The sequence below is a fragment of the Nocardioides luteus genome, from assembly GCF_015752315.1.
Taxonomy (GTDB): domain Bacteria; phylum Actinomycetota; class Actinomycetes; order Propionibacteriales; family Nocardioidaceae; genus Nocardioides.
Genome location: NZ_JADOVJ010000001.1, coordinates 4,481,361 through 4,508,069 on the forward strand (window position 1 = coordinate 4,481,361; position 26,709 = coordinate 4,508,069).

The following is a 26,709-nucleotide window of genomic DNA, read 5'->3' on the forward strand; positions in this document are numbered from 1 at the left end:
CGTGGCCAGGGAACTCACGAGCGTCGTCGGCACGGCGCGGCGTACGATTCCCATATGACGGACAACGGCGCCCCCACCCCTGCAGAAGACCACACCGAGAGCCACGACCAGCCGGTTCCGGAAGCTTGGTCCAACTTCATGAGGGAGGGCTGGGACGACCGCGAGGTCGAGGTTCCCGAGCATCCGATCACGCCGTGGGCGGCCGCGCGCCGGGAGCGGCTCGCGGGCATCTTCCCGGGCGAGCGCCTGGTCGTTCCGGCCGGCACCTACAAGGTCCGCGCCAACGACACCGACTACCGATTCCGCGCCGACACCGCCCACGTGCACCTGACCGGCAACCAGACCTCCGACGCCGTCGTGGTGATCGAGCCCGACGGCAGCTCGGTGCTGTACGCCCGCCCGCGCAGTGGTCGCGACACCGACGAGTTCTTCCGCGACCGTCAGTACGGCGCGCTCTGGGCCGGTGCGCGTCCCTCGGCCCGTGAGCTCTCCGACTCGCTGGGCATCGAGGTACGCCACGTCGACCAGCTCGAGTCCGCACTCTCCGGCAGCACCCCGACCCGAGTGCTCCGGGGCGTCTCGGCCGACGTCGACAAGCTGGTCGGCCCGGCCGGGGGCGGCCGCGACGAGGAGTTCGCCAAGGCGCTCTCCGAGCTGCGCCTGATCAAGGACGAGTGGGAGCTCGGCGAGCTGCAGGAGGCCTGCGACATCACCGTGCGCGGCTTCACCGACGCGGTCCGCGAGTGGGACCAGGTGCTGAAGCACGGCGAGCGCTGGATCGAGGGCACCTTCTTCCGCCGCGCGCGTGCCGAGGGCAACGATCTCGGCTACGACTCGATCGTCGGCGGCGGGTCGCACGCCACCACGCTCCACTGGATCGACAACGACGGCCCGATCGTCCCCGGCGAGCTGGTGCTGCTCGACATGGGCGTGGAGGGCCACAACCTCTACACCGCCGACATCACCCGCACGCTCCCCATCTCCGGGACGTTCACGCCGCTGCAGCGCAACCTCTACGAGCTCGTCTACAACGCCCAGCAGGCCGGCATCGAGGCGATCCGCCCCGGCGTCACCTTCCGCGCCGGTCACTTCGCCGCGATGGAGATCCTCGCCCACGGGCTGGACGACCTGGGGCTGCTCCCGGTGTCCGTCGACGAGGCGCTCTCCGAGGACAACAAGACCTACTCCCGCTGGACCCTGCACGGTGTCTCCCACATGCTCGGCCTCGACGTCCACGACTGCGCCTCCGCGTCGAAGGAGGCCTACATCGAGGGGCCGCTGCAGGAGGGCATGGTCCTCACCGTCGAGCCGGGCCTCTACTTCCAGAAGGAGGACAAGCTCGTCCCCGAGGAGCTGCGCGGCATCGGCATCCGCATCGAGGACGACATCGTCGTCACCGCCGACGGTTCGGTGAACCTGTCCAAGGGCCTGCCCCGGACCGCCGACGACGTCGAGGCGTGGATGGGCCAGTATCTGTGACGTGAATGCTGACCGAGGCAACTCAGTCGAGCAGCACTGCCCTCGTGGAGTTCCGCGAGGGCAGCGACTGCTCACCGAGGTGACTCGGTCAGCGGCCGCCGTGGCCGGCTGCATCGTCCTGGCATCGGCCCTGACGGCCTGCGGCCCCGGACGTACGCCACGACAGCAACCCGCCGCATCAGGGACGCCCAGCGCCTCGGCGTCCGCGTCCTCGGCTCCGAACGACGTCTTCGCGGGCGCCGTGGTCGGGATCGACCCGGGCCACAACGGCGGCAACGCGGGCGCCCCCGAGGTGATCAACGAGCCGGTGTGGAACGGGCGCTCGAAGAGCCCGTGCAACACGACCGGCACCGCGACCGCGGACGGTTATCCGGAGACCGACTTCACCTGGGCCGTGGCGACCAAGCTCGCCGCCGACCTGCGCGAGTCCGGCGCGAAGGTGGTCATGACCCGGGACAGCAACGACGGGGTCGGGCCGTGCATCGACGAGCGGGCGAAGATCATCAACGACGCGAAGGCCGACGTCGCGATCGACATCCACGCCGACGGCGCTGCCGAGACCGAGCGCGGCTACTCGCTGCTGATCCCGGTGCCCTCGGGCACCAACGACGAGATCGTCCAGCCGTCGCGGCGCTACGCCGAGCTGCTGCGTACCGAGATGCGGAGGACCGGGATGCCGCTGGCCTCCTACCTCGGCGAGGGCGGCTTCGTGGAGCGCGACGACCTGGCCGGGCTCAACCTCACCACGGTGCCGCAGGTGCTGCTCGAGACGGGCAACATGCGCAACGCCGAGGATGCGCGCCTGCTGAAGTCCGACCGGTTCCAGGAGCGAACGGCCGCCGCCATCAAACGGGCGATGGCGGCGTACCTCCGCTCACGCTGAGCCCCGCGCGGTCACTCCTTCGCTCGGCTCAGAGCTTCTTCCACTCGACGGGCTCGAGCCCGTATTCCTCCGCGATCGGGCCCCAGGCCTTGGCCGCCGCCTTCTTCGGGTCGTGGCTGGCCAGGCTGAGCGTGGTCGCCTTCTCCAGCTTGCCCTTGCCGCCGATGCACTCCCCCTCGGCGTTGATCCGGCGCTTCTCGCCCCAGGCGGCGAAGGCGAGGTCGGCGTTCTGGGCGGTCATCCAGGCGGACTCGAGGTTCTTCACGAGCTTCCGCGAGCCCGGGAGGACGGCGGTGTCGATCTCGGCGACCTTCGTCGCCAGCTCCTTGCGGGACGCCGCGGCGTCCTCGAAGGTCTGGATCGCCTCCTCGATGTTCTCGCAGGCCTGGAGATCGGCCTGCGCGGCACCGATGGCCGCCTTGTCCTTGGCCGAGGTCTTGATGAGCTCGTCGATCTTCTTGGCCTCGGCGGCGGCACCGCCCTCGGTGGTGGTTGCGCCCTTCGTGGTGCCGGTCTCGGCGTTGGCGTCGCCGTTGCTGTTGATCAGGCCGATGACGAAGGCGATGATCGCGACCACGACGGCCAGCGCCACGACGATGATGCCCCAGCGCTTCAGGTTCAGGCCGGAGCCCTTGCCCTGGCCGCGCTGCGGCTCGTAGCGGGCGTCGAAGGCGTTCCCGTAGGGGGCGTAGCCCTGGGGCGCCATCGGAGGCGGCGCGGGCGTGTTCGGCCCACCACCGACCGGCGGCTGCCCCACGAGGGTGGCGTCGGAGTAGACGTTCTCGTAGGGGTCACCGTACGGCTGGCCGAACTGGTCCTGGGACGGGTCCTGCGGCTGCCCGTAGGGCTGCTCGAACGCCTGGTCGTAGGACTGGTCGTAAGGCTGGTCGTAGGACTGCTCGTGAGGCTGGTCGTAGGACCCCTCGTAGGACGGCGACCACTGAGCCTGGTCCGGCTCCAGCTGCGGCGCGAGCGGGGCGTAGGAGGGATCGCCGTACGCCGGCGGCTGCTGCTGACCCTGGTCGGCCTGACCGTCGTCGTAGCGCGCCTCGGGTGCGGGGGCGTCGAACTTACCCTGCGGCGGCGCGAACTGCTCGAACTCCTCGCGCGGCCTGGTGCCGCCCGCGGCCTCCTCCACGCCGTCGAACCGGGGGCTCATCGCGACCTGAGTGTTGTCCTGAGCCTGCCGGAAGGTCTCCTCCTGCTGGGGCGGCGCCGGCTGGCGCCGCTCGACCGGAGGCATCGCCTCGTGGGTCATCTCGGAGGCCGTGCCGCCCATCTGCGGCGCGGAGTCCACGAACGCCGGGTGCTCCGTGCTCGGGCTGTGTGCCGCAGCCGGGCGCTCGGGAAGCGGCGCCAACGGCTCGGTCGGACGCTCCGGCGCCTGGCGCTCCGGGAGCGGCGCCAGCGGCTCGGACGCGGCGCGCTCCGGCGCCTGACGCTCCGGCAGCGGCGCCAGCGGCTCGGAGACCGCGCGCTCGGGCGCCTGACGCTCCGGCAGCGGCGCCAACGGCTCGGAGCTCTGCGGCGGCTCGGGCCGCTGCGGCTCCGGCGCGGGCGCCTCGGGCGCCGGCCGCTCGGGCGCGGGCGCCTCGGCAGCAGGCTCCGGGGCCGGCTCCGCCTCCGCGACCTTCCTGCGCTTGGGCAGGAAGAGCGACTGCGACTGGGAGGCGAGCTCGGGCTCGAACTTCGGCGTACGCGCCGCCAGCCCGAACAGGCCACCACCGTCCGACCCGGCCGGCGGCGGAGCCATGCCGCCACCGAAGGCGGGCTGCTCACCGCTGGGCGCGGTCATGTTGAGCTGGGGCGCCATCGAGGCCCCCGGCGTACGTCGGACCTGCTCGAGCGGCAACGGGGCCGGCTCCGTGTCGGCCTCGGGCGCGGGCACAGAGGTTCCTTGCCCACGCCTCGGCAACGACAGACCACCCTGCTCAGGATCGGCACCCCTCTGCGGCAGTCGCGGGGGTGCGACCGGCTCCGGTGCACCCTGCGACGGCGGCTGATGAGCGCTTCTGACGGGGGTCCCACAACCTGTGCAGAAGCGCATACCGGTGACGGCTGCACCGCACGAGGTGCACATGGACTCCATAGTCATGACCGGGGACCTTACCGATGATCCGGTCGAGTCTCGAACCCTCGTAGTCCGCCCATCGGACACGCACGTCGACAGTGTGGGGACAGTGCACCCAAATACCCCCCACACCTTGGTAACACTCCGGTCAGCGTTTCGGATTCCGATGCACACATGGGATACGGGCACCGGTAAGATCGGCCGCGGCCTGCGCAAACCCCCTTCAGGCGGGGTGCTCCAGCGGGCCACGCCTCCGTAGCTCAGCTGGATAGAGCATCGGCCTTCTAATCCGACGGTCACAGGTTCGAATCCTGTCGGGGGCGCCCCAGTAATTTTGTGTGGGTTAAATCATGCGCCCGCGCGTGTTTCGGTAGGGACGGCGGTCGCGGCCGCCCTCCCGGCGTACACGGTCCGGAAGAACGGCAGGGTGCGGTGCACCATCGGACCGATGAGGAGCGCCTCGGCGACGGTGCCGATCCCGACGATCCCACCGAGGAGCCAGCCCGCCGCGAGCACGGTGATCTCGACGCCCGCACGGCAGATCCAGACCGGTGCGCCGGTTCGCTGGTGAAGACCGGTCATCAGGCCGTCGCGCGGACCGGGACCGAGGCCCGGCGCGATGTAGATCCCCGTCGCCGCGGCCAGCAGCAACAGGCCGCCCGCGAAGACCGCGACCTGCACGAACACGCCGGAGACCGGCGGGATGAGCCACAGGCCGATGTCGGCCGAGGTGCCGACCAGGAGCACGTTGAGCACCGTCCCGATCCCGGGCCGCTGGCGCAGCGGGATCCAGATCAGCAGCACGCCCAGCCCGAGCAGGTTGGTCATCAGGCCGAACGAGATGCCGGTGACCTCGACCAGACCCGAGGCCAGCACGTTCCACGGCCCGACGCCGAGCGAGGCACGCAGAAGCAGGGCGAGTGCGATGCCATAGAGGAAGAGTCCAGTTATCAACCAGGAGAGCGACTTCACAGAGAGATCCTTCACGATTGCAAAGCCAATCACGGGTCCAATCGAAGGTAAAGAAGCCAATCAGCGTAAGGTGGCCTCATGCCTCGCGGAAGAATCGGTGCCACTGCGCTCGCTGGCCTGCTCGGTCAGTGGCAGGGAGAAGGCCCCGCCTACGAGAACCTCGCCGAGCGGATCCAGCTGCTGCTGATCGACGGCCGGCTCTCCGCCGACGTACGCCTCCCCTCCGAGCGCGAGCTCTCCGAACGGCTGATGCTGAGCCGCACCACGATCACCGCCGCCTACCGCCGCCTGCGGGAGCACGGCTACGCACTGAGCGTCCAGGGCTCGGGCACGACGACGAAGCTCCCGCCCACGGCGCCCGACTCCTTCACCGAGGGCGGCGAGATCGACCTGGTCAGGGCCACCCTGCCGGCCACCCGGCGACTCCCCGAGGCCGCCGTGGAGGCGACCCGGCGGCTGGCCGACCACATGACCGGTCCCGGCTACACGCTGTGGGGCATCGAGGAGCTCCGCGCGGAGATCGCGGCGCGCTACACCGACCGTGGCCTGCCGACGGACCCCGACCAGATCATGGTGACCACCGGCGGCCAGAGCGCGATCGCCCTGCTCGCGCGCACCGTGATCAGCCGCGGCGACCGGGCCTACGCCGAGAGCCCGTCCTACCCCAACGCGTACGACGCCCTGAGCCTCGCCGGAGCCCGGATCATCACCAGCCCCGTCACCACCGACGCCGGCTGGGACATGCCGGCGATGCAGGCGGCCATCGCCCGCACCACCCCGGTGATGGCGTACGTCATGCCCGACTTCCACAACCCGACGTCCCGCTCGATGTCGACCGAGGACCGGCTCCGCCTGCTGCACTCCGCCGCGAAGGTCGACACCCTCGTGGTGGCCGACGACACCACCGCCGAGCTGGACATCGACCGCCGCCAGAGCCACCCGCCGCTGGCCGCGTTGGCCGGTGAGCACCAGGCCCGGGTGGTCCACATCGGCTCGGCGAGCAAGATGCTGTGGGGCGGGCTGCGGGTCGGCTGGATCCGGGCCGACCCGGTGCTGCTGACCCAGATCGCCAGCGGGCGCTCGGCGACCGACCTCGGCACCCCGATCTGGGAGCAGCTGGTCACCACGATCCTGTTCCAGCATCTTCCCGAGATCCTCGAGGAGCGCGCCGCACAGCTGGCCGCCGGCCGCGCCGCCCTCTACCAGGCGATGCGCGAGCACCTGCCCGACTGGGAGCTGCCGCCGCGCATCGACGGTGGTCTCTCCGCCTGGGTCGGCCTGCCCGCACCGGTCAGCTCCCAGCTCACCCTCGCCGCCCGGCCCCACGGCCTGCTCGTCACCGCTGGTCCGCGGTTCGGCGTCGACGGCGCCTACGAGCGTCACCTGCGGCTGGCGATCACGCCGCGACCCGACCTCGTCCGGCGCGGCGTCGAGATCCTCGCCGAGGTCTGGCCCCGCGCCGCCTCCACCCCTGCCCTGGCCCTCACCACCTCGGAAGCGGTCGTCTGAGCCGCAAGAAGTTCGGGTGAACTCGTTGTGACGCGCGCCACGTTGGGTCACGATGTGCAGCATGCAAGGACTGATCCAGGACGCACCGCTGACCATCGACACGATCATCCGGCGCGCCGAGCGCGTCTTCCCGACGCGGGAGATCGTCACCAAGACCGCGACCGGTCTGGAACGCAGCACGTTCAAGGACCTGGCCGTGGAGGTACGCAAGCAGGCCGGTGTCCTCGACCGGCTCGGCATCTCCGAGGACGGCCGGGTGGCGAGCTTCGCGTGGAACACCCTGCGCCACCTGGCGCTCTACTACTCCGTCCCCTGCACCGGCCGGGTGCTGCACACCGGCAACATCCGCTACTTCCCCGAGCAGCTCGTCTACACGTTCAACCACGCCGAGGACGAGGCCGTCTTCATCGACCGCTCGCTGCTCGGCCTGCTGGCGCCGCTGCTCCCGCAGCTGACCACCCTCAAGCACGTCGTCGTGATGGACGACGGGGCGCCGACGCCGCTCCCGGACGACCCGCGGGTCGTCTCCTACGAGGAGCTGATGGCCGACGCCGAGGAGGCGGTGATCGACGGACGGGTCACCGACGAGCGCGCCGCCGCCGGGATCTGCTACACCTCCGGCACGACGGGCAACCCGAAGGGCGTCGTCTACACCCACCGCTCGCAGTACCTGCACGCGCTGGCCTCCCTGTCCGGCACCCTCTTCGGCACCAACGACCGTGACCGCGTGCTGCCGGTGGTGCCGTTCTTCCACGCCAACGGCTGGGGCTTCGCCCACTCCTCGCTGCTGGCCGGCGCCAACCTGATCCTGCCCGGCCCCGACCTCTCGCCCGCCGGCATCATCAAGCTCCTCGAGGCCGAGAAGGTCACGATCGCGGCCGGCGTACCGACGATCTGGATGGGCATGGTCCCGCTCCTCAAGGACGCCGACCTCTCCTCGCTGCGGGTCGTCATCTGCGGCGGCTCCGCGGTGCCGAAGTCCCTCTCAGAAGCCTGGCGCGAGGCGATCGGGCTGCCGATCACCCAGGCCTGGGGCATGACCGAGATGTCGCCGCTCGGCAGCGTCTTCAACGAGCGCGCCGAGATCGCCGACCTCTCCGAGGAGGAGAAGGCCGACTTCCGTACGTCGCCGGGCATCCCGGCCGTCGGCGTCGAGCTCCGCATCGTGGAGCCCGGCACCACCGACGAGCTCCCGTGGGACGGCGAGACCACTGGCGAGCTCGAGTGCCGCGGGCCGTGGATCGCGTCGGGCTACTACAAGGTCGACGCGGCCGGCTCGTTCTCGCCCGACGGCTGGCTGCGCACCGGTGACATCGCCGCGATCGAGCCGCTGGGCTACGTACGCATCGTCGACCGCACCAAGGACCTGGTGAAGTCCGGTGGCGAGTGGATCTCGACCGTCGCGATCGAGAATCTCATCATGGGCCACCCGAGCATCGCCGAGGCCGCGGTCGTCGCCGTGCCGCACCCGAAGTGGGGCGAGCGGCCGCTGGCGTTCGCGGTGGTGAAGGAGGGTGAGTCGGTGACCAAGGAGGAGCTGCTCGGCTACCTCGCCGACAACCTGGGCAAGTGGCAGGTGCCCGACGACGTGGTCTTCATCGACGAGGTGCCCAAGACCTCGGTCGGGAAGTTCTCCAAGAAGACCCTGCGCGAGGAGTACGCCGACTACAAGCTGCCCACGGCCTAGGCCGCGGATCAGCCCAGCTGCGCGAGGATCGAGTCGCACTCGACCCTCGCGCAGCGGGCGTCCTCGTGCTTGCCCAGGGCCGTGCGGGTCTCGGCCAGGTGGCCGAGGGCGTCGGCCAGTCCGGGTAGGTCGCCGGCGGCACGCAGCTTGGTCACGGCCTCCTCGAAGTGGCCGGCCGCCTCGTCGAACGAGCCGAGCTGCTGGTGGATCCAGCCGATCGTGGCGACGACGTTGCCCTCGCTGCGGTTGCCGGGCGCCACCCGGCGCAGCCCGGCGAGCGCCGCCTTGCAGTGTCGGAGCCCCGACGCGTAATCGCCGTCGAGGGCCTCGTAGAGACCCAGCCGCCCGGTCGTCCAGGCCGCACGGATGGGGTCGCCCGCCCGGGCGAAGACCTCCGCCGCCCGAGCCGCGTACGCAGCAGCCCCGGCATGATCGCCGGAGGCCGTGGCCACGGTGGCCAGCCGGTGCAGGGTCTTACCCTCCGCCGCCAGGTCGGCCGACTCCATCGCCAGGTCGAGGGCGCGGCCGAGGTGGTCGAGGGCGTCCTCGACCCGCCCGAGCCGCCCACAGGCGGCCCCGGCGGCACGGTGCAGGACGCCGAGCCCGGCCGGGTCGCCACCCTGCGAGACGCTGCGGCGGATCCCTGGCAGCGCGGCCTCGGCCAGCGCGGCGAGCTCGATCCAGCGTCCCTGGAGGTCGAGCAGGCGCTCGAGGGCCGCGACGAGCAGGACGATCCGGTCGAGCGCGATGCTCCTGGCGACGGCCGCGTCGATCACGCGTGACATCACCGGCAGCTGGGTGGCGATCCAGACCAGCGCCTCGGCACTGTCTCCGACGACCTCGACGGCCACCCCGTCGCGGATCGGCTCGGTGGGATCGATGTGGCTCTGGTGGGGGTCGTAGGCGCTGTGCACGGACCGCGCGCTGAACACGTAGTGGTCGATCATCCGCAGCTCGGCCTCACGACGGACGTCGTCGGGCTCGTGGCTCGCGAGGTCGGCGGCGTACTCCCGGAGCAGGTCGTGCAGCACGAACCGGCCCGGTGCCACCTCGGTCAGCAGATTGGCCTCGGTGAGCTCGTCGAGCAGGCGGCGGGCCCGCACGCGCGGGACCCCGGCCAGGCTGGCCGCGGCCAGGACCGTGAGCGTCGGCCCCGGGTGCAGACCGATCAGCCGGAAGAGCCGCGCGGCCGGGTCGGACAGGTGCCGTACGGACCACGAGAAGGTCGCCCGGAGATCGCCGCGTCCTCCGCCGAACCCGTCCAGACGGGACTCACCGAGCTCGTCGGCGAGGTCGGCCAGGGCATACGCCGGCCGGGTGGCCGCGCGGGCAGCCACGACCGACAGCGTCAGCGGCAGCGAGGCGCACAGCTCGATGATCCGCTCCACCGCCTCCGGCTCGGCCAGGAGACGGTCCTCGCCGAGGCGCCCGGCCAGCAGCTCGTAGGCCTCGACGTCGTCGAGCAGCCCCAGCTCCATCGGCTTCGCGCCGGCCTCCGCGACCAGGCCGGAGAGCCTGTTGCGGCTGGTCACCAGGGTCACGCAGCCGGGGCTCCCGGGAAGCAGGCTGCGGACCTGCTCGCTGTCGCGGGCGTTGTCGAGGACGAGCAGCACCCTCTTGTCGGCCAGCCTGCTGCGCAGCAGCCCGGCCCGGCCGTCGATGTCCTGGGGCTGGCGGGATCGTTCGACCCCGAACGCCTCGAGCACCACCCCGAGCGCATCCAACGGGTCGAGCGCGTCGCGCGGGTCGAAGCCGCGCAGGTTCACGAACACCTGCCCGTCCGGGAAGTGGTGGGCGCTGCGATGGGCCCAGTAGAGCGCCAGGGTCGTCTTGCCGATCCCCGCCGTGCCGGCGATCGCCGAGATCACGACGGCCCTGCCCTCGTCCTCGGCGGCCAGCTCGTCGAGCATCGTCAGATGGTCCTCGCGGCCGGCGAAGGCGGCGACGACCGGCGGCAGCTGGCGCGGCACGATCTGCTCGTGAGCCGGTTCGGGGGTGGGCTCGGGATCGTCGCCGTCGAGGATCCGCATGTGCAGGTCGCGTACGTCCTTGGACGGCTCGACCCCGAGCTCGTCGCGCAGGAGCCGGAAGAGGCGCTGGTAGGCGTCGAGGGCCTCGGCGGTGCGACCCGAGTGCCACAGCGCGGTCATCAGCAGCAGCCACAGGCGCTCGCGCAGCGGGTTGTCCTGGACGAACGGCCCCAGGTCGCCCACCACCGCGGCCTGCCGGCCGAGCGCCAGATCGGCGGCGGCGCGCGACTCGACGGCGACCAGGCGCAGCTCGTCGAGCCGGGCGGCCTCGGTCGCGATCATCTGGGACTCGCCGACCCCGCCGTACGCACCCCCGGTCCACAACCCCAGCGCAGCATCGAAGAGCATGCTGGCCCGCTCGTGGTCCCCGGCATCGGCGGAGGCACAGCCCTGCTCGACCAGCTCCTCGAAGCGGACCTGGTCGACGTCCGCGCCGACCAGCGCATAGCCGTTCGCACGGCGCTCCAGGTGGTGGCGGTGCTCGCCGAGCGCTCGGCGCAGGTCACGGATGCGCTGGTGCAGGAGGTTCACCCCCGTCGCCGGGGGTGAACCTCTCCACAGCTCCTCGACCAGCAGGTCGGAGGAGACCGGCGCTCCACGCGCGGCCACCAGCAGGGCGAGCAGCGTCCGCCGCGTACGCGACAGCTTCTGCACCGTGCCGTCGTCACAGATCAGCTCGACGGCGCCAAGGACCCGGACCCGCACCACACCTCCTGTTGACCACGCAGCATTACGTCCGAGACGACCCATCGTCTCATCACCACGCAGATGGTGACGCGGAATGCCGCCAGACGGTTGCCTGGAGGTTGGCTAAAATTTCGAGTTTACGGAACCCGCCACAGGCCGCTCTCGCCGCCCTTGTCGATCTGGAAAGCGACCTGCTTGATGTTCACCCCGACCGGGACGACGAACGGCACCAGGGCCGTCCGCTGGTCTCGCGGCTGCAACCCGAACGGGTTGGGGAACACCTCTCCGCCGTCGACCGTCACCGTGCTGGGCGCGCTCTTGTACTTCTTGCCCGAGGCGTCGATGACCGTCGTACCGGTCGCCGGGGTGTCGTTGAACACCCGCGACCCGGCGTTGACGACCTGGATCTCGACGGCCATCACACGCGACCCCGGCGGGGTCTCGCTGCCGTCGGTGAACGACGTCTCGAAGACGTCCTGCACAGTCACCCTCAACAGGATTCCGGGTGCCTCGCCCTTGATGGTGCCCTCTGCCGTCAACCCCAGCTGCTGGTTCTGCTGGATCCTCTCGGTGCTGTCGACGGTGATCACCTTCTTCTCCATCGCGGGGTTCTCGCCATGGTTGTTGCTGTAGAACCCGTAGTCGATGGAACTGTCCGAACCGCAGCCGACCCCGGCCGCCGCGACGGCTCCCCCGAGGATCAGCATGGCCACACGACGCACACGCACTCCTTATGAAATTTGTTGCCATGGAAGGGTAATTGTTCCCCTTGATTTACCATGGCAACATGCCGGAGTCCAAGCAGTCGGCCTAGGGTCTAAGGTCCCAATCCCAGCACAAGTCTTCGGGGATCATTTCCACAGAACGAAGCGGTGGACGGGGCCTGCCATCACCGGCTCGACGAGAAACCAGGGCGTGACCAGCGAAAGCTCGTCGATCGGGCTCACGCCGGCCATCGCGATGTGCACGAGCGGACCCTACTCCGTCCCCACGGCCGGACGCTCGACGAGAGCAGCCAGCTTCGCCGGAGCCTGGATGCAGTAGGAGTCGGTGAGGAGCTCGGCGATCTCGTCCCAGTCGGTGTCGTCGTCGACGATCATCCCGACCACGTTGCCGCCCCAGCCGGCCTTGAAGTAGGGGTGGCCGAGATGTTCGAAGGCGATCACCTCGTCGAGCTCGGCCCGGAACACGATCCGGAAGAGCTGGTCCTCGCCGCCGAAGACGTGCGCGACCGTCGCCTGGCCGACCCGCCAGCGCACGCCGACCCAGGCGTCGTCCTCAAGACACTTCGGGAACGCGGCGAGGATCTCCCTCAGCCGCGCCACCATCGCCTCGGGAACCGCAGGACGCTCAGCCATGCTGCCGATCCTGCCAGGGACCACCGACATCATTAATTGCTATACATGTTTATGATCAACATGTACCGTTTCTTCTATGAAGAAGCAGACGATCGGATACGTCGTGTGGCGCCTCGCCATGCATCTGCGGGTGTCGATGGACCGAGCTCTCGCGCCGCTGGGCCTCACCCACGCGCAGTACTCGCTGATCGCCTCCCTCCACGGCCTCCGCTCCTCGGAGGCTCCCACCCAGAAGCAGCTGGCCGACATCACCGGCCTGGAGCCGATGTACGTCTCCAAGCTCGCCCGCCAGCTCGAGACCAAGGGCTGGGTCGAGCGCGTCCGGGACACGAAGGACACCCGGGCCGTACGCCTCGCCATCACGCCCGCGGGCACCGAGGTCACCCGCGAGGCGATCGCGGTGACCGGCCGGCTGCTCGACCAGCTCACCGCACCCATCGGCGGCCGCGACAGCCGTCAGGCAGCCGAGGCGCAGGCCGCGCTCGAGGCGATGCTCGCCGCACCCATCGACACCGATCCCACACCTGGAGATTGATCATGACCACCGCCACTCCCCCTGTTCCGAGCCCTGTCACCGGCGCCAACCTCGGCGTCGCCTACTTCGCGATCCGCAAGAACCTGCTCGAGGTGCTCGACGACTACGACCTCACCTTCGAGCAGTCGCTCCTGCTCAACTACCTGAGCCGAGGAGACACCCCGCGGGACGATCTGGTCGCGACGACCGCCGGCAACATCAAGGTCTCCACGGCCGAGGTCGAGTCCCACCTCGACGCGGCGATCGCCCGCGGCCTGATCGCCGACGGTCTCACCCTGACCGCGGAGGGCGAGCGCCTCCAGCAGCAGATCACGGAGCGCAGTCAGCCGCTGACCAGGACGTTCTTCGCCGACATCCCGGCCGAGGACCTCGCCGCGACTGCGCGCGTCCTGGCCACCCTCACCGAACGGGCCAACGCCGCACTAGCTGCCTCCTAGTATCGGGGCCATGGCACAGGAGAAGTACGACGTAGTGGTGGCCGGCGGCGGTCACAACGGCCTCACCGCCGCCGCCTATCTGAGCCGGGCGGGCCTCTCCGTCCTCGTGCTGGAGCGGCTCGACCACGTCGGCGGCGCGGCGATCTCGGCGCAGGCGTTCGAGGGCTTCCCGACCCGGCTCTCGCGCTACTCCTACCTGGTCTCCCTGCTGCCCGAGCAGATCCGCACCGACCTCGGGCTCGACATCGAGCTCGCGTCGCGGCAGACCGCGTCGTACTCCCCCTTCCTCGACGGCTCCCGCGCCACCGGCCTCCTCGTGGAGACGCCGGAGGGCGAGGCCACCGCGGCAAGCTTCCGGGCGGTGACCGGGTCGGACGAGGAGTACGCCGCGTGGCAGTCGTTCTACGCCGAGGTCGCCGATCTCGCCCGGGTCGTCGCACCCACCCTCACCTCCCCGCTGCCGACCGCTGCCGCGATCCGCTCGCAAGTGGCAGCGCCGATCTGGCGCGACCTCGTCGAGCGGCCCCTGGGCGAGGCGATCGAGCGCCGGTTCACTGACGACCTGGTCCGCGGCGTGGTCGCCACCGACGCCCTGATCGGCACGTTCGCCGGCCTCGGCGAGGAGAGCCTGATCCAGAACCGCTGCTTCCTCTACCACCTGATCGGCAACGGCACCGGCGAGTGGCGCGTCCCCGTCGGCGGCATGGGCGCGGTCACCGGGGCGATCACGAAGGCGGCGTACGCAGGTGGCGCGGAGGTCCTCACCGACGCGACCGTGACCTCGATCCGCGGCGGTGCGGCCGGGGAGGGCGCCGAGGTCACCTGGACCGACTCCTCCGGCTCCCACACGGTGGCAGCCGACTTCGTGCTCGCCGGCCTGGCTCCGTACGTCCTCGACGGCCTCCTCGGCCGCACGCCTTCCCCCGCGGTCAAGCCGGTGGGTGCTCAGCTCAAGATCAACATGCTGCTCCAGCGCCTCCCCCGGCTGCGCTCGGGCGAGGACCCGAACGTCGCCTTCGCTGGCACGCTCCACCTCGGTGAGTCCTACTCGGAGCTCGAGAAGGCGTACGCCGAGGCCACCGCCGGCTCGGTGCCCACCGAGATGCCCGGCGAGGTCTACTGCCACTCGCTGACCGACCCCTCCATCCTCGGAGACGTGCCGCCCGGCACCCAGACGCTCACCTACTTCGGCCTGCACGCCCCGGCGACCCTCTTCGACGACCCGGCCACGCGCGAGGAGCGCAAGGCCCAGGCGGTCGAGCGCGCCATCGCCTCCCTCGACAAGCACCTGCTCGACCCGATCTCCTCCGTCGTCGCGCGGAACGCCGACGGCGAGCCCTGCATCGAGGCCAAGATCCCCCAGGAGATCGAGGCCGACCTGGCCATGCCCGGCGGCCACATCTTCCACGGCGACCTCGCCTGGCCCTGGGCCCCCGACGACGCCGACCTCACCACCCCCGCCACCCGCTGGGGCGTCGCCACCGACGTCGGCAGCGTCTTGCTCTGCGGCTCCGGCGCCCGCCGCGGCGGCGCCGTCTCCGGCCTCGGCGGCCACAACGCCGCCCAGGCCGTCCTGGAGCTCCGCTGATCCGCTCCTCGATTTGGGCCGCATCCGAGCCCGCTGCTAATGTTCTTCTCGTCGCCGAGCGCGCCTGACGCGCGAAGGACATGCGCCATTAGCTCAATTGGCAGAGCAGCTGACTCTTAATCAGCGGGTTGTAGGTTCAAGTCCTACATGGCGTACAGGAAATCGGCCCCTGACCTGGGATGACGGGTTAGGGGTTGCTTTCATTTCTGGGCCAAATCCTGCGGCGCGGACAAAGTTGCGGACACAGTGAGTGCGGTTCACGATCCCGCCTCCTCGGTGGTTTCGCCTTCGCCTGCGTCGCCTTCGTCACGGTCTGTCGCGTCGGGGTCGATCGCCTCGAGCGCACGCAGGTTGTTCTCGTTGACCGGCCGGCGGTCGAGGTAGGTGTCCTGTGTCATCGAGACTCGCGAATGCCCGAGCTGATCGGCGACCTGGCGCCCACTGATGCCGGCCTCGTCGAGTGTCGAAGCGACCGTCTTGCGGTAGGTGTGGGTCGTCAGCCACTCGAAGTCTGTGCCCTTCCGGATGTTGCGGATATCGCGCTGGACGTTGTTGCGATCGCGGAAACCGCCCTTGGCGTCCGGAAACACAGGACCGTCGAAGGCACGCATCTTCTTGCGACGCTCCTTGAGCATGGACACACACCACGACGGGATCAGCAGCGCACGATCCGACGTCACCGACTTCACCTTGCGCAGCACCACGCCCTTACCCGTCACCCGGTACGCCGTGTGTTCGATCTTGACCGTCCCGGCCGCCAGGTCGAGATCGGCCCAAGTGACCGCGAGCGCTTCGCCGATACGTACGCCGGTCGCCAGCATGAAGCGGGCAAGATCGGGATAGTCCTTGCGCCGGCCGAGGTCGCTGGCGTCGATCGCATCCAGCCACGCCTTGATCTCCTTACCGCGCAGCGCCTTGGCCTTCCGCTTCTTCGTGGCCTCAATCGGCGTCAGATCGTGCACCGGGTTGGACGTCATCCCTCCCTGCCGTACCGCATGAGAGCAGGTGTTGGAGACCACCGACTTGCAGACCTTCGCCGTGGACGCCCCCTTATCAGCAACCACACCTTGGATGAACCGCTCCACTACCGGAGTGGTGATCTCCCCCAGGCGCAGGTCACCGATAGCCGGCAGCACGACCCGTTCACTCTCTGTGGTGTAGAGCGCCAGCGAGGACTCGGCCCGCTTGCCCTTCTCCACCAGCTGTGTGAACGAGGCAAGCCAAGAAGCGTGGGCCTGCCGGAACGTTGACGCCTTTGTTAACCCGGTCGGGCCGCCGCCCTGCTCGAGGAGATCGCGGACGGCATCGAGCACGCGGCGGGTCGCATCAGCGTACGTCTTGCCCGAGCGCTTCACCGGCCGGATCGTCCCGGACCACAGTCGGACCTTGACCCGGGCATAGGGCTTGCCACGCTCACGGAATGTCGCAACCTTGCCGTGCTCCCCCAGCTTGAGTGGCTCGCTCATGCGACCACCTCAGTCGGGAGAGACTCCACCCAGGCCCGGACATCTTCTGGCCGGTAGCGCAGCCGCTTCCCCATCCGTCGCCCCGGAGGCCCATAGCCGGCCGATCGCCACGCGTAGATGGTGTGAACGGGCATCCCGAGGTACTCGCTCACGTCCTGCACCGACCACAGCCGATCGGTGGGCATCTTGATCTCACTCATCCCACTTCTTCCTCTCATCGATTGGCGTTCTTCGTCTGGGCTTTCCACTGGTCGTACTCGCGGGCGCGCGCAGCAGCTGCGAGAGCGAGCGCTTCGTCGCCGGCGTTGGTCCATCCGGAGCCTTGGTAGGCCCACTCACCGATCACGAGGGTGGTTTCCTCGTCGTCTTCGGCCAGGAGCCTGGCTTCCAGTTCGGCGGTGGAGATCGCCTCGAGGGATTCCCCGTTACGGCGCGCGTCTGTCACCAGCTGCTGATAGCGGGCGCGGGCACGACGGAGCCGGCCCAAGGTGATCGAGTACCGCCGCGACTTGGTCGAGAAGTGGCCACGGAACCCGAGCATGTGGGCCCACTTCTTGATCAGCTCGTACGGGTTGTCCTGGCCGCCATAGAGCGCATCGGAGGTCTCGAAGATGTCGTGACACGTCGAGGTCAGCCGCGCCAGATGGGGCCGGGTGGTGTCCTCGAGGCGAATCGAGGAGACGTCTTTGCTGGCGTACTTGGCCAGATAGCCGGCCACTTGCCCCGGGGTCAGAGCAGCATCGGGGTCGTCGGTGCGGTCACCATCACGCACGACCCGGATATCAACCTGGCTGCCCCACGAGAGAACCCGGGTGACGCCGGTGTGGTCGACCGGAGGCGCTTCGAAGGTGACCTTGGCGATGGTCTCGGCCAGGAGTTGGGCGAGGTCGATCCCGTCCAGGGGTGCCGGCGATCCGGGGCCGTCGTTGCCGTCGAGGCGGAGCAGGGCATGGAAGTGGACCAGGCCTCGGGTCTGGTACTCAGCGACCTTAACGAACTGGACCGAGGCCACCTTGCCCAGACGGGACTCGGGGACGTCGAGCTTCTTGGCCAGAGCCCGTTTGAGCTCGATCGTCGTACGGCGCCACAGCTCGGGTGCCCACCACTGCCACACGATCGCGGTGGTCCAGTCGTGACAGTCGGGACAGAACGGCGCACCAACAACGGCATCGGTGGCGGAGTGGACCTTGTGACACGAGATCGGCCGGCCGTGGGGACAGCGGGCCCCTTTGTCACGGGCGCGGGGTCGGCAGCGTTTGCCGGCGTTGTCGTGGCGGTGGACGTGGGTCCCGAAGGAGGGCGCGGTCAGGGTGGCGAAGAGCAGCGGGTTGTCTGCCACGGTGGCGGAGACGGTCTTGCCACCGGAGAGGCCGGCGTCGATCATCGCGAACGTGTCCCGGGCATAGGTCCTCGAGCACGAGGGGCAAACGTCGGCTCGTCGGTTGCCGCAGGGCCGGTAGAGCACACCCAGCGGTGCCTCATCGGAGGAGAACGACCCCACCGGCTCCCCTAGGGCGACCTGGCCGGGTCCGTAGGTCTTGTAGAGCGCAGCGCGCAGCTCGGAGACCTCGGAGCGTTCGAAGGTTCGCGATCGGCCGGTCAGCCGGATGGGGTGGGCGCAGTTCTTCACCGCGGCCGCGGTCTCCGCGAAGGCGTCGAAGGTCTTGTCGAGCAGCCGGGAGGTGACGGCTTGGAAGCCGGCGGGGGTGAGGCCGGACAGATCCAGCGGCGCATCCTCCCCGAACCCCGGAAACCCAGAGCCGGAGGAGGATGCGTCACTGTGGATGCCCGGAGCATCAGCGGTCGTCGAGGTCACCACAGAGCCCCTTGGTCACCGATGCACTCGCTAGCGTGCAGGCGGGCAGCCGTCGTGACGTCGGTGCGGCTGTAGTAGCCGGCCACACCGCTGAGTGAGCCATAGATCCAGCCACAGCCGCCGCAGGCTGCGGTCCATGAGCCCAGGAGTTGGCCTTCCTCGATGAGGATGCGGTCGCCGGCGATGGTCTTCATGCCGCACCGCCCAGGCCGTTGGTCCAGGGGAACAGCACGAGCTGGTGGTCGACGAGCTCGCCGTCTCGGTCGTAGATGGGCATGGCACGAGGCAGCGGCCCAGGGGCCGGCTCCGGCTTCGGTTGGGGGCTGACCGGGGTCGGGCGGCGGTGGGTGTCGCGGTCGGTACCGGCCCACATGCCACCAGAAACACCTTCAGCGATGACGTAGGCGTTGCAGGCGGAACGGACGAGGCAGTCGTCGCATGTGGACCGCATCAGGTCGACCACGACCTCCGGCAGCTCGAGGGTGTCGGTGGTCCAGGGCAGACCCCGAGCCTCGCGGGTGGCGCAGGCTGCGTCGTTCATCCATGCCGGCGTACTCATGCCGCACCACCCAGCGCGGGAGGCTCAGGAGCGATCGCACCCGGGGCAGCGGCCGGATCGGCCGGGTAGAGCGACGCAACCCGGCGGATCAGGTCATCGGACCAGTAGTCGGCCCGGACGCGGTCGGTGGAGCCGTCCTCGTCGATGATCCACGCGGTGCCCTGAGCGGCCTTCAAGATCCGGTGTGCCGGCGCGAAGGGTGCCATGCCGTCGCCGAGGACCATGTTGGTTTCCATGGCCGAGCGCAGCCGCAGCGCGATGGTCTGGGTGAAGAGGCCGCGCATGTCGATGACCTCCTTGCGCGGGTCCTGGACGAACGCGACCACCACGACACCGACGGCACGGCCGATGGAGAGCAGTCGCTTCAACAGCCGCTCGGCCTCCTTGCGGATCTCCGGGTCCGCGTACGCGGTCAGCGAGGCCAGCTCGTCGATCACGAGGAGGTAGAGCGGGTCACCCGGGCCGGGCTTGTGGTTGCGGGAGTAGCCGCGCAGTTGCTCGGTGCGCTGGTCAGCGATCGCGACGAACTCGCGCAGCATCTCCACGGCCTGCTCACCCTGGACCGCGATCTTCGTGAACAGCGGGGCACCCATGGTCAGCTCCATCCCGCCCTTGAGATCGATCCCGTAAGCCTGGACCGCATCGACGGCGATCGCCGGGGCGAGGGAGCCGACCATGCCCCACAGGAACGAGCCCTTGCCGGCACCGGAGGCACCCACGACCAGGGTGTGGCGCTGCTCGACCTGGAGCCGGAACGGCTTGCCCGATTGGCGCCGGCCGAGAAGGACGGATTCGGTCTGCATCCGCGGCTCCGGCATGCCGGCGACGGCGGGGATCTTGATCAGGTCGCGCATCACCAGCTCGAACATCACCGTGGAGCCGGCGCGGCGCTTGGCTGGGTAGACCCGGTACGCATCGGCCGAGTAGGTGGCGGCCAGCTCCGGGGCAAAGCCCTCGAGGGCGGCCAGGGCCTGACCTCGACGAGTCTTGACCTTCAGGGTCACCGAGTGTGCCGAGGTCTTCACCCTCTTGAGGCGAGGGTCCCTCCACTTCTCGATCGACTCCTCACCCACCCCGAGCCGCTTGACCCGCTTCGTACGGCGCTTGGACAGGCCAGCCTCGCGGGCGACGCCCTTCCAGGTGAACCGGAACCGCAGCCACCACCAAGCCTGGCGCAGCAGGGAGCCGGCGAACCGGGCCACGAGGAGGGCGGCCCGGCGGGCGGCCGGGAAGACAACCACCATCGCGATAGCGATAGCAGTCACCATCCCGGCCAGACCCAGCATCAGGGACTCGCTCATGAGGCCACCCCCGCCGACTCATAGGCGGCGACCTCGACACCCAGCGGCATGGTTTCGCCCTCGACGGGGACCAGGCCCTGCCACAGGCTGAAGATCTCGTCGTCGATGATCTCGCCCCGGTAGAACGCGACCAGGCCGAGGGACTCAGCCAAGGTCTTGGCCTCAGCTGCGGTCCGCATCGTGACGCGGATGTCCGCGAGGAGCTTGACCCCGTCGAGGCGGACCCCGCCTTCGTGGACCTCGAGGGAGACCACCGCCGGCGACGAGACGTTGAGCTGAGGTATCCGCAGCATCACTGCCCCCAACCACTCGATCTCGCGGCCGAACATCACGCCGCCGCCTTCGAAGCCGGGGCACCACCGGCAGCCGGCTTACGAGCACCGTTGTCACCGGGCTTGACCATCTCGGTGGCCCGGTAGGACCAGGTGATCCGGGTCCGGTCCTGACCCTCACGGTTCTTCCCACCCGTGTACTCGACGTACGGCAGAGCGGTCAGGCCCACGAACTCGACCGGGGTCCACGGGAACGGGGTGTCGTTGGCCGGCGGGACCGGCTGGTGCTTGGCCAGGAACTTGATCGTGATCGCGGTGTCCTTCTTGCCGGCCGCGTCATCGGCGTCGAGAACGATGACCTGCCACAGCGGCAGACCCGTCTCCTTGTCGAGCTGCTGCGGCATCGACCCATCAGCCCGCTTACCGGCCTGGAAGTCGAGCACCGGCTCGACCTCACCCTTGAGGAACGCGCCGTTCGGGAACACGTCACCGTGCTGGACTGCGAAACGCTGCTTCATCGCCATGACTTGATCTCCTTGGATCTGAGGTGGTTGATAAGTGGTATATGCCACTTCCCACAGAGTGGCATATACCACTTACGAAGCGCAACACCTTCCCCAAGATTTCTCGGCGGTGAGCGTGGGCTAGCTCAGGTCGTACCGCTGTTCGTAGCTCCAGCGGTCGGACGGGTAGACCGCCTCTGCGAACTCGATTGGGCGGTCGTGCTGGTCGTACACGATGTGCTCGACCACGAGAACCGGTGCGCCTTCGTCGGCCATGCCGAGGTCTTTGGCATCTACGCCGGCTTTACGTGCGCATGTCCGGTCGCGCGCATAGGCACCAAGCCGGCCGGTCTGCGTCTCGACGTATGCCAAGGTTCCGGACCGTATCCGCTCCTTGGTAAGCAGCCGAGGAGCGGTGCCAGCCAGATCCGCGTTGAACCACGATGTTGAGGTCTCGGCTCGGCGCTCGCCTTCCCAGGTGATGCGGCGGCGGCGAATCGCAGCACTTCCTGGCTCGAGCTGCAGGGCCCGGGTGACATGTTCCGGGACCTCGGGCACGACCTCGGCGGCCACAATCTCGGCTCGAGTTCCGTCGGCGTAAATCCTCCCGGACGTACGAGCCTTCGTGTAGCGCTCGCTTGCTCGTCGGTTCACAGCGAGGTCAGACACAAAGGTTCCCGAACCTTGTATCGAGTGCACCAGGCCGAGTTCGCGAAGCAGCATCAGGGCCTTGGTCGCAGTAGGGCGCGACACGTTGTAATCCGCCGCCACTGCCCGCTCGCTGGGGATCTCATCGCCCGGGCGCAGCTCGCCGCTCAGGATCCGAGCACGGATCTGGTCCGCAATCTGACGGAACTTCGGTGCTCCGCTCGCCGTGTTGCTCATCGCTACTTCTTCCGACTGGCTAATACCACTTTCTCAACGGTAGCGCCTCGAGCACTGACAGGTGACAATCGAGGCCATGCGAACCCTCCTCGTGGCGGCCGGCGGTGGCGGAGATGCTGTTGGTGCAATGTTGATCCGGCGCTTGCTTGGCTACGACGCCCGAGAGCGAGCGCTCATCAGTACGTGTGCCTGGGAACGACTTCGGATCGACCCGGTACCTGGTCCTCGGTCAAGAGGCGACTTCGTCGGTCTCCGCGCTGTCGCAGGCGTTCGCGCTGAGATCGGACCATCCAGCGACACGCTTCCCGCTGGCCGCTCGGTGCTCCCGAGACTCGCAGGAGACATCAACGCTCGGTTGTTCGTGCACGACTTCGCGGGCGGAGCGGTCGGCCTGGCCCATCAGCTGCGATCGCTGGCGCAGGCCCTCGACGCTCAGTCGCTCACTGTGGTGGACGTCGGCGGGGACGTTATCGCGCGCGGTAACGAGCCCAGGCTTCTCAGCCCACTAGCGGACTCACTGACCCTCGCGGCGAGCCTCCAGACCGATATGCCTGTCCGGCTCGCGATCCTCGGGCCAGGGGTGGACGGCGAACTCACCGCTGGCGAAGTGACACAGAGCCTCGAGCGCCTTAACGCAGAGCGGATCGGTGCCGTCACTCCGTCTGACGTAGGCACTCTGTCTGAGGTGCTCGCCTGGCATCCGACGGAAGCTACAACACTTGCAGCCGCGGCCGCGCTGGGTCATCGAGGCACAGTCGACATGCGGCGAGGCCTGGACCCCGTGCCCGTAACCGACGACAGCGCCAGCGTTTGGTGTGTCGAAGCGCCGGCGATCGAAGACTTTCCGCTTGCAGCTGCCCTCATCCACACGCACAGTCTCCAAGCGGCTGAGGAGATCATGCGCAACGTCGCCGTTGATGAACTCGACTACGAGCGGCGTCGTTCCACGCAACGGTCCCTCCAGCGGTCTGAGCCGCTTTCTTCTCACCTGGAAGCAAGCCGTCGACGAGGTGCATCAATGATCACCACCCGCAGGCTTCTAGAGGCTTCGAATGCCGAACTGCCAAACTTCGAACAGGCAAGGCTTTCTGGACTCGGGTTGTGGGACCTCGGCGAACTTGCAGCGGCATTTGCACGAGTCGCAGAGTAAGTCTTACTCATCACGTCCATACCACCAGACCTTCCGATCCCGTGCCGGGCGAACCCTCATGTTCTTCGGGGCGCGTTAGATTCACTGAAAGCCAAGGACACCACGTGCGAATGGCCCTAGAATCTTAGCGTGATTATCCATCCTGACAACCCGAATTCGAACGTTCTCGGCGCTGGCGTCGAAACCGATGATCTAATCGCAGCGATCTCGCGCTCTGGGTACCCCCTGCAATCCGACGTCGTCGACATCATTACGCGCGAAATTCCCATTAGTGCCTACGGTCCGAGAGTCCTCCAGGAAGAATGGTCATATATCGACCGCGACGAAAACACCACCCGCCAACTGGATGCACTTCTAAGCTTCGAGATCGAACGCTTGGAGGAGTCGCACAAGCCAGGATTGCCAACGAGCCCTGAATCTTACCTCCGGGGGCACCTGGACTTTTTGATCGAGTGTAAGCAATCGGAGCTCCCATTCGTCTTCTTCGTGCGGGACGCCGACTTTGGAAACTTTCCGATCCTCGGCGGGCTCCCGTTTGAGGACATCAGAATCTACACGGGGCAAAGCGATCCGAGCCCAATGAGAATGACGACCTACAGCGCACTCGCCCTGCATGACCTGCCGTTTGCGATTACTCCGCCGGCTGCCGTGTCGATGAGTCGCGTTTACAGAAAGGGAAAGAGCCTTGAGCTTTCAGGCGAAGAAGCCTTTCGCGGACTCGCGCTTCCGGTACTGAAGGCACTCTCGTACTACCTTCAGGAGGTTACACCGAGATCGCCGCAGCTATACCAGGACATTCGCACCGTGGTTCCCCTAGTCGTGCTCAGGGCGCCGATTGTCGCGGTAAAGATGGTCAACGGTGATCCAGTACTCGAATCAGTTCCATGGGTTCGCGTTATTCATAATGAGCCAGGTCGAGGATCCGCACTGGACGCAATTGGACGATATGCGTTTTCAGGAAACAAAGCGTTCGATGTGGTCCATGTCGACTACCTCTCGCAATATGTGGGGCATTCCTTCATGGCGGCGTGCGAAGTCATAAAGAGAGCACGGATCTTCGGGGCGTCGATGATGACTGGCGCTGCAACGTTCGATTTCGATACCGCAACCGAGAGAAGCAAGACTGGCTCGACCAATGGAATGTACGCGAGTTCACTCCCGCATTTCGACGGAGAACCCAACTTCGAGAAGTGGCTAGAACGGGCTTGGAGAGGTCGAAGCAACGCGCCATTCGTCGCTCAGGAGCCGTCGAGATGACAGGCCCTCCGCAGCATCCGCACCGTGCGAGCTCTTGAGAGGACGTTGTCACCGGGCGGACGTAAGACTAGGCCGTGGCGGGTTCCTGCTTAGGGGCAGATCTGGAGAACTACATCCGCCATGCCGTCAACGACGTTTCGAATCCACTTCGGCTGATTGAGTGGATCGGTGATATCCGCGGCCCTGAGTAGCCGGCCAGGCTTTCCGCCGTGGGTGTTGCCAGTTAGACGTGTAGCCGCATTCAGGAACTCGGTAGCCGCATCGGGTGAGCCATGCGCAATACGATGCCTTATACGCGCGTAGTCTTCGAGCATCGCTTGGTTTGCGATCAATGCGGTTTCGATTGGACTGCTATCTAGATGTTTTCGCGAGCGCTTTATTACGCTCGAGACTCCATGCCACAAAATGTACGGGCGGCCGTCGTACAACTCGATGAGGGCAGCTTTGAGTGAACTATGCAACGTCTTACCGGTTGCCGCCACTGGGGTATAGGTGGCGGTTTCGTACTTCGCCATGAAATGCGAGAGTGAATCCTCAAGAAAATTCTCATATGCGGAGAAGATGCGCAGAAAGGCGGCTTCATACAGCGCCTCGAGCTGAGGAACTTTGAGATGCTTCCGTACCTCGGACGTAGGAGGTGCCGTCAACCAGAGTGTTTCGGTGGCTGCGGCAATGCTGAGAGTATTATTGAAGTCTTCGACGCACTTTGCGCCGAGCGCAGGCATCCGCTTCATTTGTCAGATAGGTCGGCTTGATCCCAGAGGATCTCAAGCCGGGCCTGTCGAGGAGCGATGTTGTCTGTCTGCCGCGCGGCGGCGAGAACGAACTGGCGTCGCCAATCGCTTAGGTCGTCGAGGTTCGGTTTCTCGGATACCAGCTCGGACAGTGCGTCTAGGGTCGACCGGACACGAACCGCCGCGTCGCCGTCTAACGGCACGTGCGGTGACGGTCGATCGAAGCCGGGAAGCCCAAAGAGCCGATGGTAGAAAGCCGAATAGAGAGTGTAGAAGAGCGGGACACGACGAAACTCCGATTCAGGCAGCATGTCTCCAACGACCTGATTGATCTCGTCAAGAACGACATCGACACGCCGAGCGGACTCCTCCCCCGGAATCCAATTTATTGGAACTTGGCGCTTCTTTGTTTCCCAGGTACGTTCTTCTAGTCCCCACTCTACATCAAGGTGACGATAGAACGAGTCAATCGAATTCTTCTTGTCTTGAATTCCGTCCATCTGCATGATGAGTAGCTCGCTGACCAGTTGAGCCTCGTTCATTCGCGCAATTGCGGCATCGCTGAAAACGCGACTGTCTCGCCAGAACTCGAGATGACGCAGTGCAAGCGCATACACCGCCTTCTTGAAATCGCCGAAGTACTTTCCGTTTCGAAGTTCTTGCTTGTTGAGTGCGACGGAGTAAGTGTTGATACGGGCGAAGATTTCGAGAACGGTCGCGTCGTCGACGTTCTGATACTGGTAGACGGAAAATCTAAACTCCTGCAGACGGTCTCTATCGGCATCTGCCAGGCGGTCGTACGTCTTATTGGCCCATTGCTCGCCCACCTGGGGCGAGAGTCGGTACTTTCCCTCGATGAAGTCGAAGAGGGTGCGCAATCGCTGTTGCCCGTCTACCACCTCGCGCACAAGTCCGCGCTTGGTGTCGCGCCGCAGGCGGATGTGAAGAGGCGGGACCGGGAAGCCGCGCAGGAGGGTATCGATGAAGTAACTTCGGGCACTCGTCGACCAGACGCCGCGACGCTGAAACTTAGGGCTCAGCACGAGGGCTCCCTGCTGCCGCCATGCGAGCAGGTCGAGACCTACGTAAGAGGTGATGTGCGGCTCAACGTCCATGCGCAGACTTTAGCCATGCCTGGCCCTCGTCGAGGCCGAAATGTCGAGGAACTGTCGCACCCTGGCGGCGTGAGGACTTTCTCTACTGACTCAAGGCGGCCTCCGGCCGCGTGCGCGGCCTCCGGGAGCGTGCGGCCTGGCGGCCGGTCCCCCTACGTGCCGCGCAAATGAAGAAGAGCGCCCAGTCCGCAGACCAAGCGCTCACACTCCAGGCGTCGACCAACCCGGCTCATCCACCTCGACCGGCAACACCGGCATCCCGAACGGCAGCTCGACCACGTTCCCGTACGCCTCCTGCCACGCTGCCCACTCCAGATCGCTGCGAGCCGTCATCCGATCCACCCGCTCCGGCAACGGCAGCGACGGATCGTCCAGCAGCTCCGGCGGAAACTCGATCACAGGCTTCCTCATACCT

At 67.6% G+C, this 26,709-nt stretch carries 26 protein-coding genes and 2 tRNA genes; 11 read left to right on the top strand and 17 right to left on the bottom strand.

Annotated features, from left to right (window positions below):
• Positions 1-54: 54 nt before the first annotated feature.
• Both HD557_RS21460 and HD557_RS21465 read left to right on the top strand, forming a co-directional pair.
• Positions 55-1,479 carry an aminopeptidase P family protein gene (locus HD557_RS21460; protein ID WP_008363426.1) on the top strand — a complete coding sequence of 475 codons (1,425 nt, stop codon included), beginning with the start codon at positions 55-57 and terminating at the stop codon, positions 1,477-1,479.
• Between the two features lie 79 nt (positions 1,480-1,558).
• Positions 1,559-2,362, top strand: coding sequence for an N-acetylmuramoyl-L-alanine amidase (locus HD557_RS21465; RefSeq protein ID WP_040757196.1), 804 nt, complete (start codon positions 1,559-1,561; stop codon positions 2,360-2,362).
• 28 nt (positions 2,363-2,390) lie between these two features.
• On the opposite strand, the gene HD557_RS21470 is transcribed toward HD557_RS21465, so the two are convergent.
• Complete coding sequence (locus HD557_RS21470; protein ID WP_196875388.1) at positions 2,391-4,250, bottom strand: hypothetical protein; 1,860 nt, start codon at positions 4,248-4,250, stop codon at positions 2,391-2,393.
• A gap of 432 nt (positions 4,251-4,682) precedes the next feature.
• Between HD557_RS21470 and HD557_RS21475 the strand changes: the two genes are divergently transcribed.
• Positions 4,683-4,756 (top strand) — tRNA-Arg (locus tag HD557_RS21475).
• Positions 4,757-4,781: 25 nt separating this feature from the next.
• On the opposite strand, the gene yczE is transcribed toward HD557_RS21475, so the two are convergent.
• Complete coding sequence (yczE, locus tag HD557_RS21480) at positions 4,782-5,405, bottom strand: membrane protein YczE (RefSeq protein WP_196875389.1); 624 nt, start codon at positions 5,403-5,405, stop codon at positions 4,782-4,784.
• Between the two features lie 78 nt (positions 5,406-5,483).
• Between yczE and yczR the strand changes: the two genes are divergently transcribed.
• On the top strand, positions 5,484-6,914 hold the full coding sequence (gene yczR, locus HD557_RS21485; RefSeq protein ID WP_196875390.1) for a MocR-like transcription factor YczR: 1,431 nt from the start codon (positions 5,484-5,486) through the stop codon (positions 6,912-6,914).
• Positions 6,915-6,975: 61 nt separating this feature from the next.
• Positions 6,976-8,601 (top strand): long-chain fatty acid--CoA ligase, encoded by a 1,626-nt coding sequence (locus tag HD557_RS21490; protein WP_008363415.1) that lies wholly within the window; start codon positions 6,976-6,978, stop codon positions 8,599-8,601.
• An 8-nt stretch (positions 8,602-8,609) separates the two neighbouring features.
• Here HD557_RS21490 and HD557_RS21495 read toward each other — a convergent pair whose 3' ends face one another.
• The 3 genes from HD557_RS21495 to HD557_RS21505 form a co-directional block, all read right to left on the bottom strand.
• Positions 8,610-11,336 carry an AfsR/SARP family transcriptional regulator gene (locus HD557_RS21495; protein ID WP_196875391.1) on the bottom strand — a complete coding sequence of 909 codons (2,727 nt, stop codon included), beginning with the start codon at positions 11,334-11,336 and terminating at the stop codon, positions 8,610-8,612.
• A 119-nt stretch (positions 11,337-11,455) separates the two neighbouring features.
• The gene (locus HD557_RS21500) at positions 11,456-12,040 is read right to left on the bottom strand and encodes a hypothetical protein (RefSeq protein WP_008363411.1); all 585 of its coding nucleotides are present in this window, start codon (positions 12,038-12,040) and stop codon (positions 11,456-11,458) included.
• 255 nt (positions 12,041-12,295) lie between these two features.
• Positions 12,296-12,676 (bottom strand): MmcQ/YjbR family DNA-binding protein, encoded by a 381-nt coding sequence (locus tag HD557_RS21505; RefSeq protein WP_196875392.1) that lies wholly within the window; start codon positions 12,674-12,676, stop codon positions 12,296-12,298.
• 76 nt (positions 12,677-12,752) lie between these two features.
• Between HD557_RS21505 and HD557_RS21510 the strand changes: the two genes are divergently transcribed.
• The 4 genes from HD557_RS21510 (at position 12,753) to HD557_RS21525 (ending at position 15,391) form a co-directional block, all read left to right on the top strand.
• Positions 12,753-13,211, top strand: coding sequence for a MarR family winged helix-turn-helix transcriptional regulator (locus HD557_RS21510; protein WP_196875393.1), 459 nt, complete (start codon positions 12,753-12,755; stop codon positions 13,209-13,211).
• Between the two features lie 2 nt (positions 13,212-13,213).
• Complete coding sequence (locus HD557_RS21515; RefSeq protein ID WP_196875394.1) at positions 13,214-13,648, top strand: MarR family winged helix-turn-helix transcriptional regulator; 435 nt, start codon at positions 13,214-13,216, stop codon at positions 13,646-13,648.
• A gap of 10 nt (positions 13,649-13,658) precedes the next feature.
• Positions 13,659-15,236 (top strand): phytoene desaturase family protein, encoded by a 1,578-nt coding sequence (locus HD557_RS21520; RefSeq protein ID WP_196875395.1) that lies wholly within the window; start codon positions 13,659-13,661, stop codon positions 15,234-15,236.
• 82 nt (positions 15,237-15,318) lie between these two features.
• Positions 15,319-15,391 (top strand) — tRNA-Lys (locus HD557_RS21525).
• Positions 15,392-15,493: 102 nt separating this feature from the next.
• Here HD557_RS21525 and HD557_RS21530 read toward each other — a convergent pair.
• From HD557_RS21530 to HD557_RS21570, 9 genes are all read right to left on the bottom strand, one after another.
• Positions 15,494-16,702: a tyrosine-type recombinase/integrase gene (locus HD557_RS21530; RefSeq protein ID WP_196875396.1), complete on the bottom strand. Its 1,209-nt coding sequence runs from the start codon at positions 16,700-16,702 to the stop codon at positions 15,494-15,496.
• On the bottom strand, positions 16,699-16,902 hold the full coding sequence (locus tag HD557_RS21535) for a helix-turn-helix transcriptional regulator (protein ID WP_196875397.1): 204 nt from the start codon (positions 16,900-16,902) through the stop codon (positions 16,699-16,701). The genes HD557_RS21530 and HD557_RS21535 overlap by 4 nt, the downstream gene beginning before the upstream one ends.
• A gap of 14 nt (positions 16,903-16,916) precedes the next feature.
• On the bottom strand, positions 16,917-18,518 hold the full coding sequence (locus HD557_RS21540) for a replication initiator (RefSeq protein WP_196875398.1): 1,602 nt from the start codon (positions 18,516-18,518) through the stop codon (positions 16,917-16,919).
• Complete coding sequence (locus HD557_RS21545; RefSeq protein ID WP_196875399.1) at positions 18,515-18,712, bottom strand: hypothetical protein; 198 nt, start codon at positions 18,710-18,712, stop codon at positions 18,515-18,517. The genes HD557_RS21540 and HD557_RS21545 overlap by 4 nt, the downstream gene beginning before the upstream one ends.
• Complete coding sequence (locus HD557_RS21550; protein WP_196875400.1) at positions 18,709-19,077, bottom strand: WhiB family transcriptional regulator; 369 nt, start codon at positions 19,075-19,077, stop codon at positions 18,709-18,711. Before HD557_RS21550 ends, HD557_RS21545 begins: the two co-directional genes overlap by 4 nt.
• On the bottom strand, positions 19,074-20,378 hold the full coding sequence (locus tag HD557_RS21555; protein WP_196875401.1) for an FtsK/SpoIIIE domain-containing protein: 1,305 nt from the start codon (positions 20,376-20,378) through the stop codon (positions 19,074-19,076). The genes HD557_RS21550 and HD557_RS21555 overlap by 4 nt, the downstream gene beginning before the upstream one ends.
• Positions 20,375-20,710 carry a hypothetical protein gene (locus HD557_RS21560; RefSeq protein WP_196875402.1) on the bottom strand — a complete coding sequence of 112 codons (336 nt, stop codon included), beginning with the start codon at positions 20,708-20,710 and terminating at the stop codon, positions 20,375-20,377. The genes HD557_RS21555 and HD557_RS21560 overlap by 4 nt, the downstream gene beginning before the upstream one ends.
• Complete coding sequence (locus tag HD557_RS21565) at positions 20,707-21,174, bottom strand: plasmid replication, integration and excision activator (protein WP_196875403.1); 468 nt, start codon at positions 21,172-21,174, stop codon at positions 20,707-20,709. The genes HD557_RS21560 and HD557_RS21565 overlap by 4 nt, the downstream gene beginning before the upstream one ends.
• A gap of 120 nt (positions 21,175-21,294) precedes the next feature.
• Positions 21,295-22,038, bottom strand: a complete 744-nt coding sequence (locus tag HD557_RS21570) for a GntR family transcriptional regulator (protein ID WP_196875404.1) — start codon at positions 22,036-22,038, stop codon at positions 21,295-21,297.
• A 76-nt stretch (positions 22,039-22,114) separates the two neighbouring features.
• Between HD557_RS21570 and HD557_RS21575 the strand changes: the two genes are divergently transcribed.
• Together HD557_RS21575 and HD557_RS21580 are read left to right on the top strand one after the other, a co-directional pair.
• A complete protein-coding gene (locus HD557_RS21575; RefSeq protein WP_196875405.1) occupies positions 22,115-23,188 on the top strand; it encodes a DUF1152 domain-containing protein in 1,074 nt (357 codons plus the stop codon).
• Positions 23,189-23,317: 129 nt separating this feature from the next.
• Complete coding sequence (locus tag HD557_RS21580) at positions 23,318-24,445, top strand: hypothetical protein (RefSeq protein ID WP_196875406.1); 1,128 nt, start codon at positions 23,318-23,320, stop codon at positions 24,443-24,445.
• An 89-nt stretch (positions 24,446-24,534) separates the two neighbouring features.
• On the opposite strand, the gene HD557_RS21585 is transcribed toward HD557_RS21580, so the two are convergent.
• From HD557_RS21585 to HD557_RS21595, 3 genes are all read right to left on the bottom strand, one after another.
• Complete coding sequence (locus tag HD557_RS21585; protein ID WP_196875407.1) at positions 24,535-25,179, bottom strand: hypothetical protein; 645 nt, start codon at positions 25,177-25,179, stop codon at positions 24,535-24,537.
• Positions 25,176-26,294 (bottom strand): DUF262 domain-containing protein, encoded by a 1,119-nt coding sequence (locus tag HD557_RS21590; RefSeq protein ID WP_196875408.1) that lies wholly within the window; start codon positions 26,292-26,294, stop codon positions 25,176-25,178. Before HD557_RS21590 ends, HD557_RS21585 begins: the two co-directional genes overlap by 4 nt.
• A gap of 201 nt (positions 26,295-26,495) precedes the next feature.
• Positions 26,496-26,705: a hypothetical protein gene (locus HD557_RS21595; protein WP_196875409.1), complete on the bottom strand. Its 210-nt coding sequence runs from the start codon at positions 26,703-26,705 to the stop codon at positions 26,496-26,498.
• Positions 26,706-26,709: the final 4 nt, after the last annotated feature.

What these genes read in the sequence shown, in the direction of transcription:
- HD557_RS21565 (WP_196875403.1), bottom strand. Translation starts at nt 21,174, where the DNA reads ATGGCGATGAAGCAGCGTTTCGCAGTCCAGCACGGTGACGTGTTCCCG.
- HD557_RS21595 (WP_196875409.1), bottom strand. Translation starts at nt 26,705, where the DNA reads ATGAGGAAGCCTGTGATCGAGTTTCCGCCGGAGCTGCTGGACGATCCG.
- HD557_RS21460 (WP_008363426.1), top strand. Translation starts at nt 55, where the DNA reads ATGACGGACAACGGCGCCCCCACCCCTGCAGAAGACCACACCGAGAGC.
- HD557_RS21575 (WP_196875405.1), top strand. Translation starts at nt 22,115, where the DNA reads ATGCGAACCCTCCTCGTGGCGGCCGGCGGTGGCGGAGATGCTGTTGGT.
- HD557_RS21570 (WP_196875404.1), bottom strand. Translation starts at nt 22,038, where the DNA reads ATGAGCAACACGGCGAGCGGAGCACCGAAGTTCCGTCAGATTGCGGAC.
- HD557_RS21545 (WP_196875399.1), bottom strand. Translation starts at nt 18,712, where the DNA reads ATGAAGACCATCGCCGGCGACCGCATCCTCATCGAGGAAGGCCAACTC.
- HD557_RS21585 (WP_196875407.1), bottom strand. Translation starts at nt 25,179, where the DNA reads ATGAAGCGGATGCCTGCGCTCGGCGCAAAGTGCGTCGAAGACTTCAAT.
- HD557_RS21555 (WP_196875401.1), bottom strand. Translation starts at nt 20,378, where the DNA reads ATGAGCGAGTCCCTGATGCTGGGTCTGGCCGGGATGGTGACTGCTATC.
- yczR (WP_196875390.1), top strand. Translation starts at nt 5,484, where the DNA reads ATGCCTCGCGGAAGAATCGGTGCCACTGCGCTCGCTGGCCTGCTCGGT.
- HD557_RS21520 (WP_196875395.1), top strand. Translation starts at nt 13,659, where the DNA reads ATGGCACAGGAGAAGTACGACGTAGTGGTGGCCGGCGGCGGTCACAAC.
- HD557_RS21535 (WP_196875397.1), bottom strand. Translation starts at nt 16,902, where the DNA reads ATGAGTGAGATCAAGATGCCCACCGATCGGCTGTGGTCGGTGCAGGAC.
- HD557_RS21505 (WP_196875392.1), bottom strand. Translation starts at nt 12,676, where the DNA reads ATGGCTGAGCGTCCTGCGGTTCCCGAGGCGATGGTGGCGCGGCTGAGG.
- HD557_RS21590 (WP_196875408.1), bottom strand. Translation starts at nt 26,294, where the DNA reads ATGGACGTTGAGCCGCACATCACCTCTTACGTAGGTCTCGACCTGCTC.
- HD557_RS21530 (WP_196875396.1), bottom strand. Translation starts at nt 16,702, where the DNA reads ATGAGCGAGCCACTCAAGCTGGGGGAGCACGGCAAGGTTGCGACATTC.
- HD557_RS21510 (WP_196875393.1), top strand. Translation starts at nt 12,753, where the DNA reads ATGAAGAAGCAGACGATCGGATACGTCGTGTGGCGCCTCGCCATGCAT.
- HD557_RS21550 (WP_196875400.1), bottom strand. Translation starts at nt 19,077, where the DNA reads ATGAGTACGCCGGCATGGATGAACGACGCAGCCTGCGCCACCCGCGAG.
- HD557_RS21515 (WP_196875394.1), top strand. Translation starts at nt 13,214, where the DNA reads ATGACCACCGCCACTCCCCCTGTTCCGAGCCCTGTCACCGGCGCCAAC.
- HD557_RS21490 (WP_008363415.1), top strand. Translation starts at nt 6,976, where the DNA reads ATGCAAGGACTGATCCAGGACGCACCGCTGACCATCGACACGATCATC.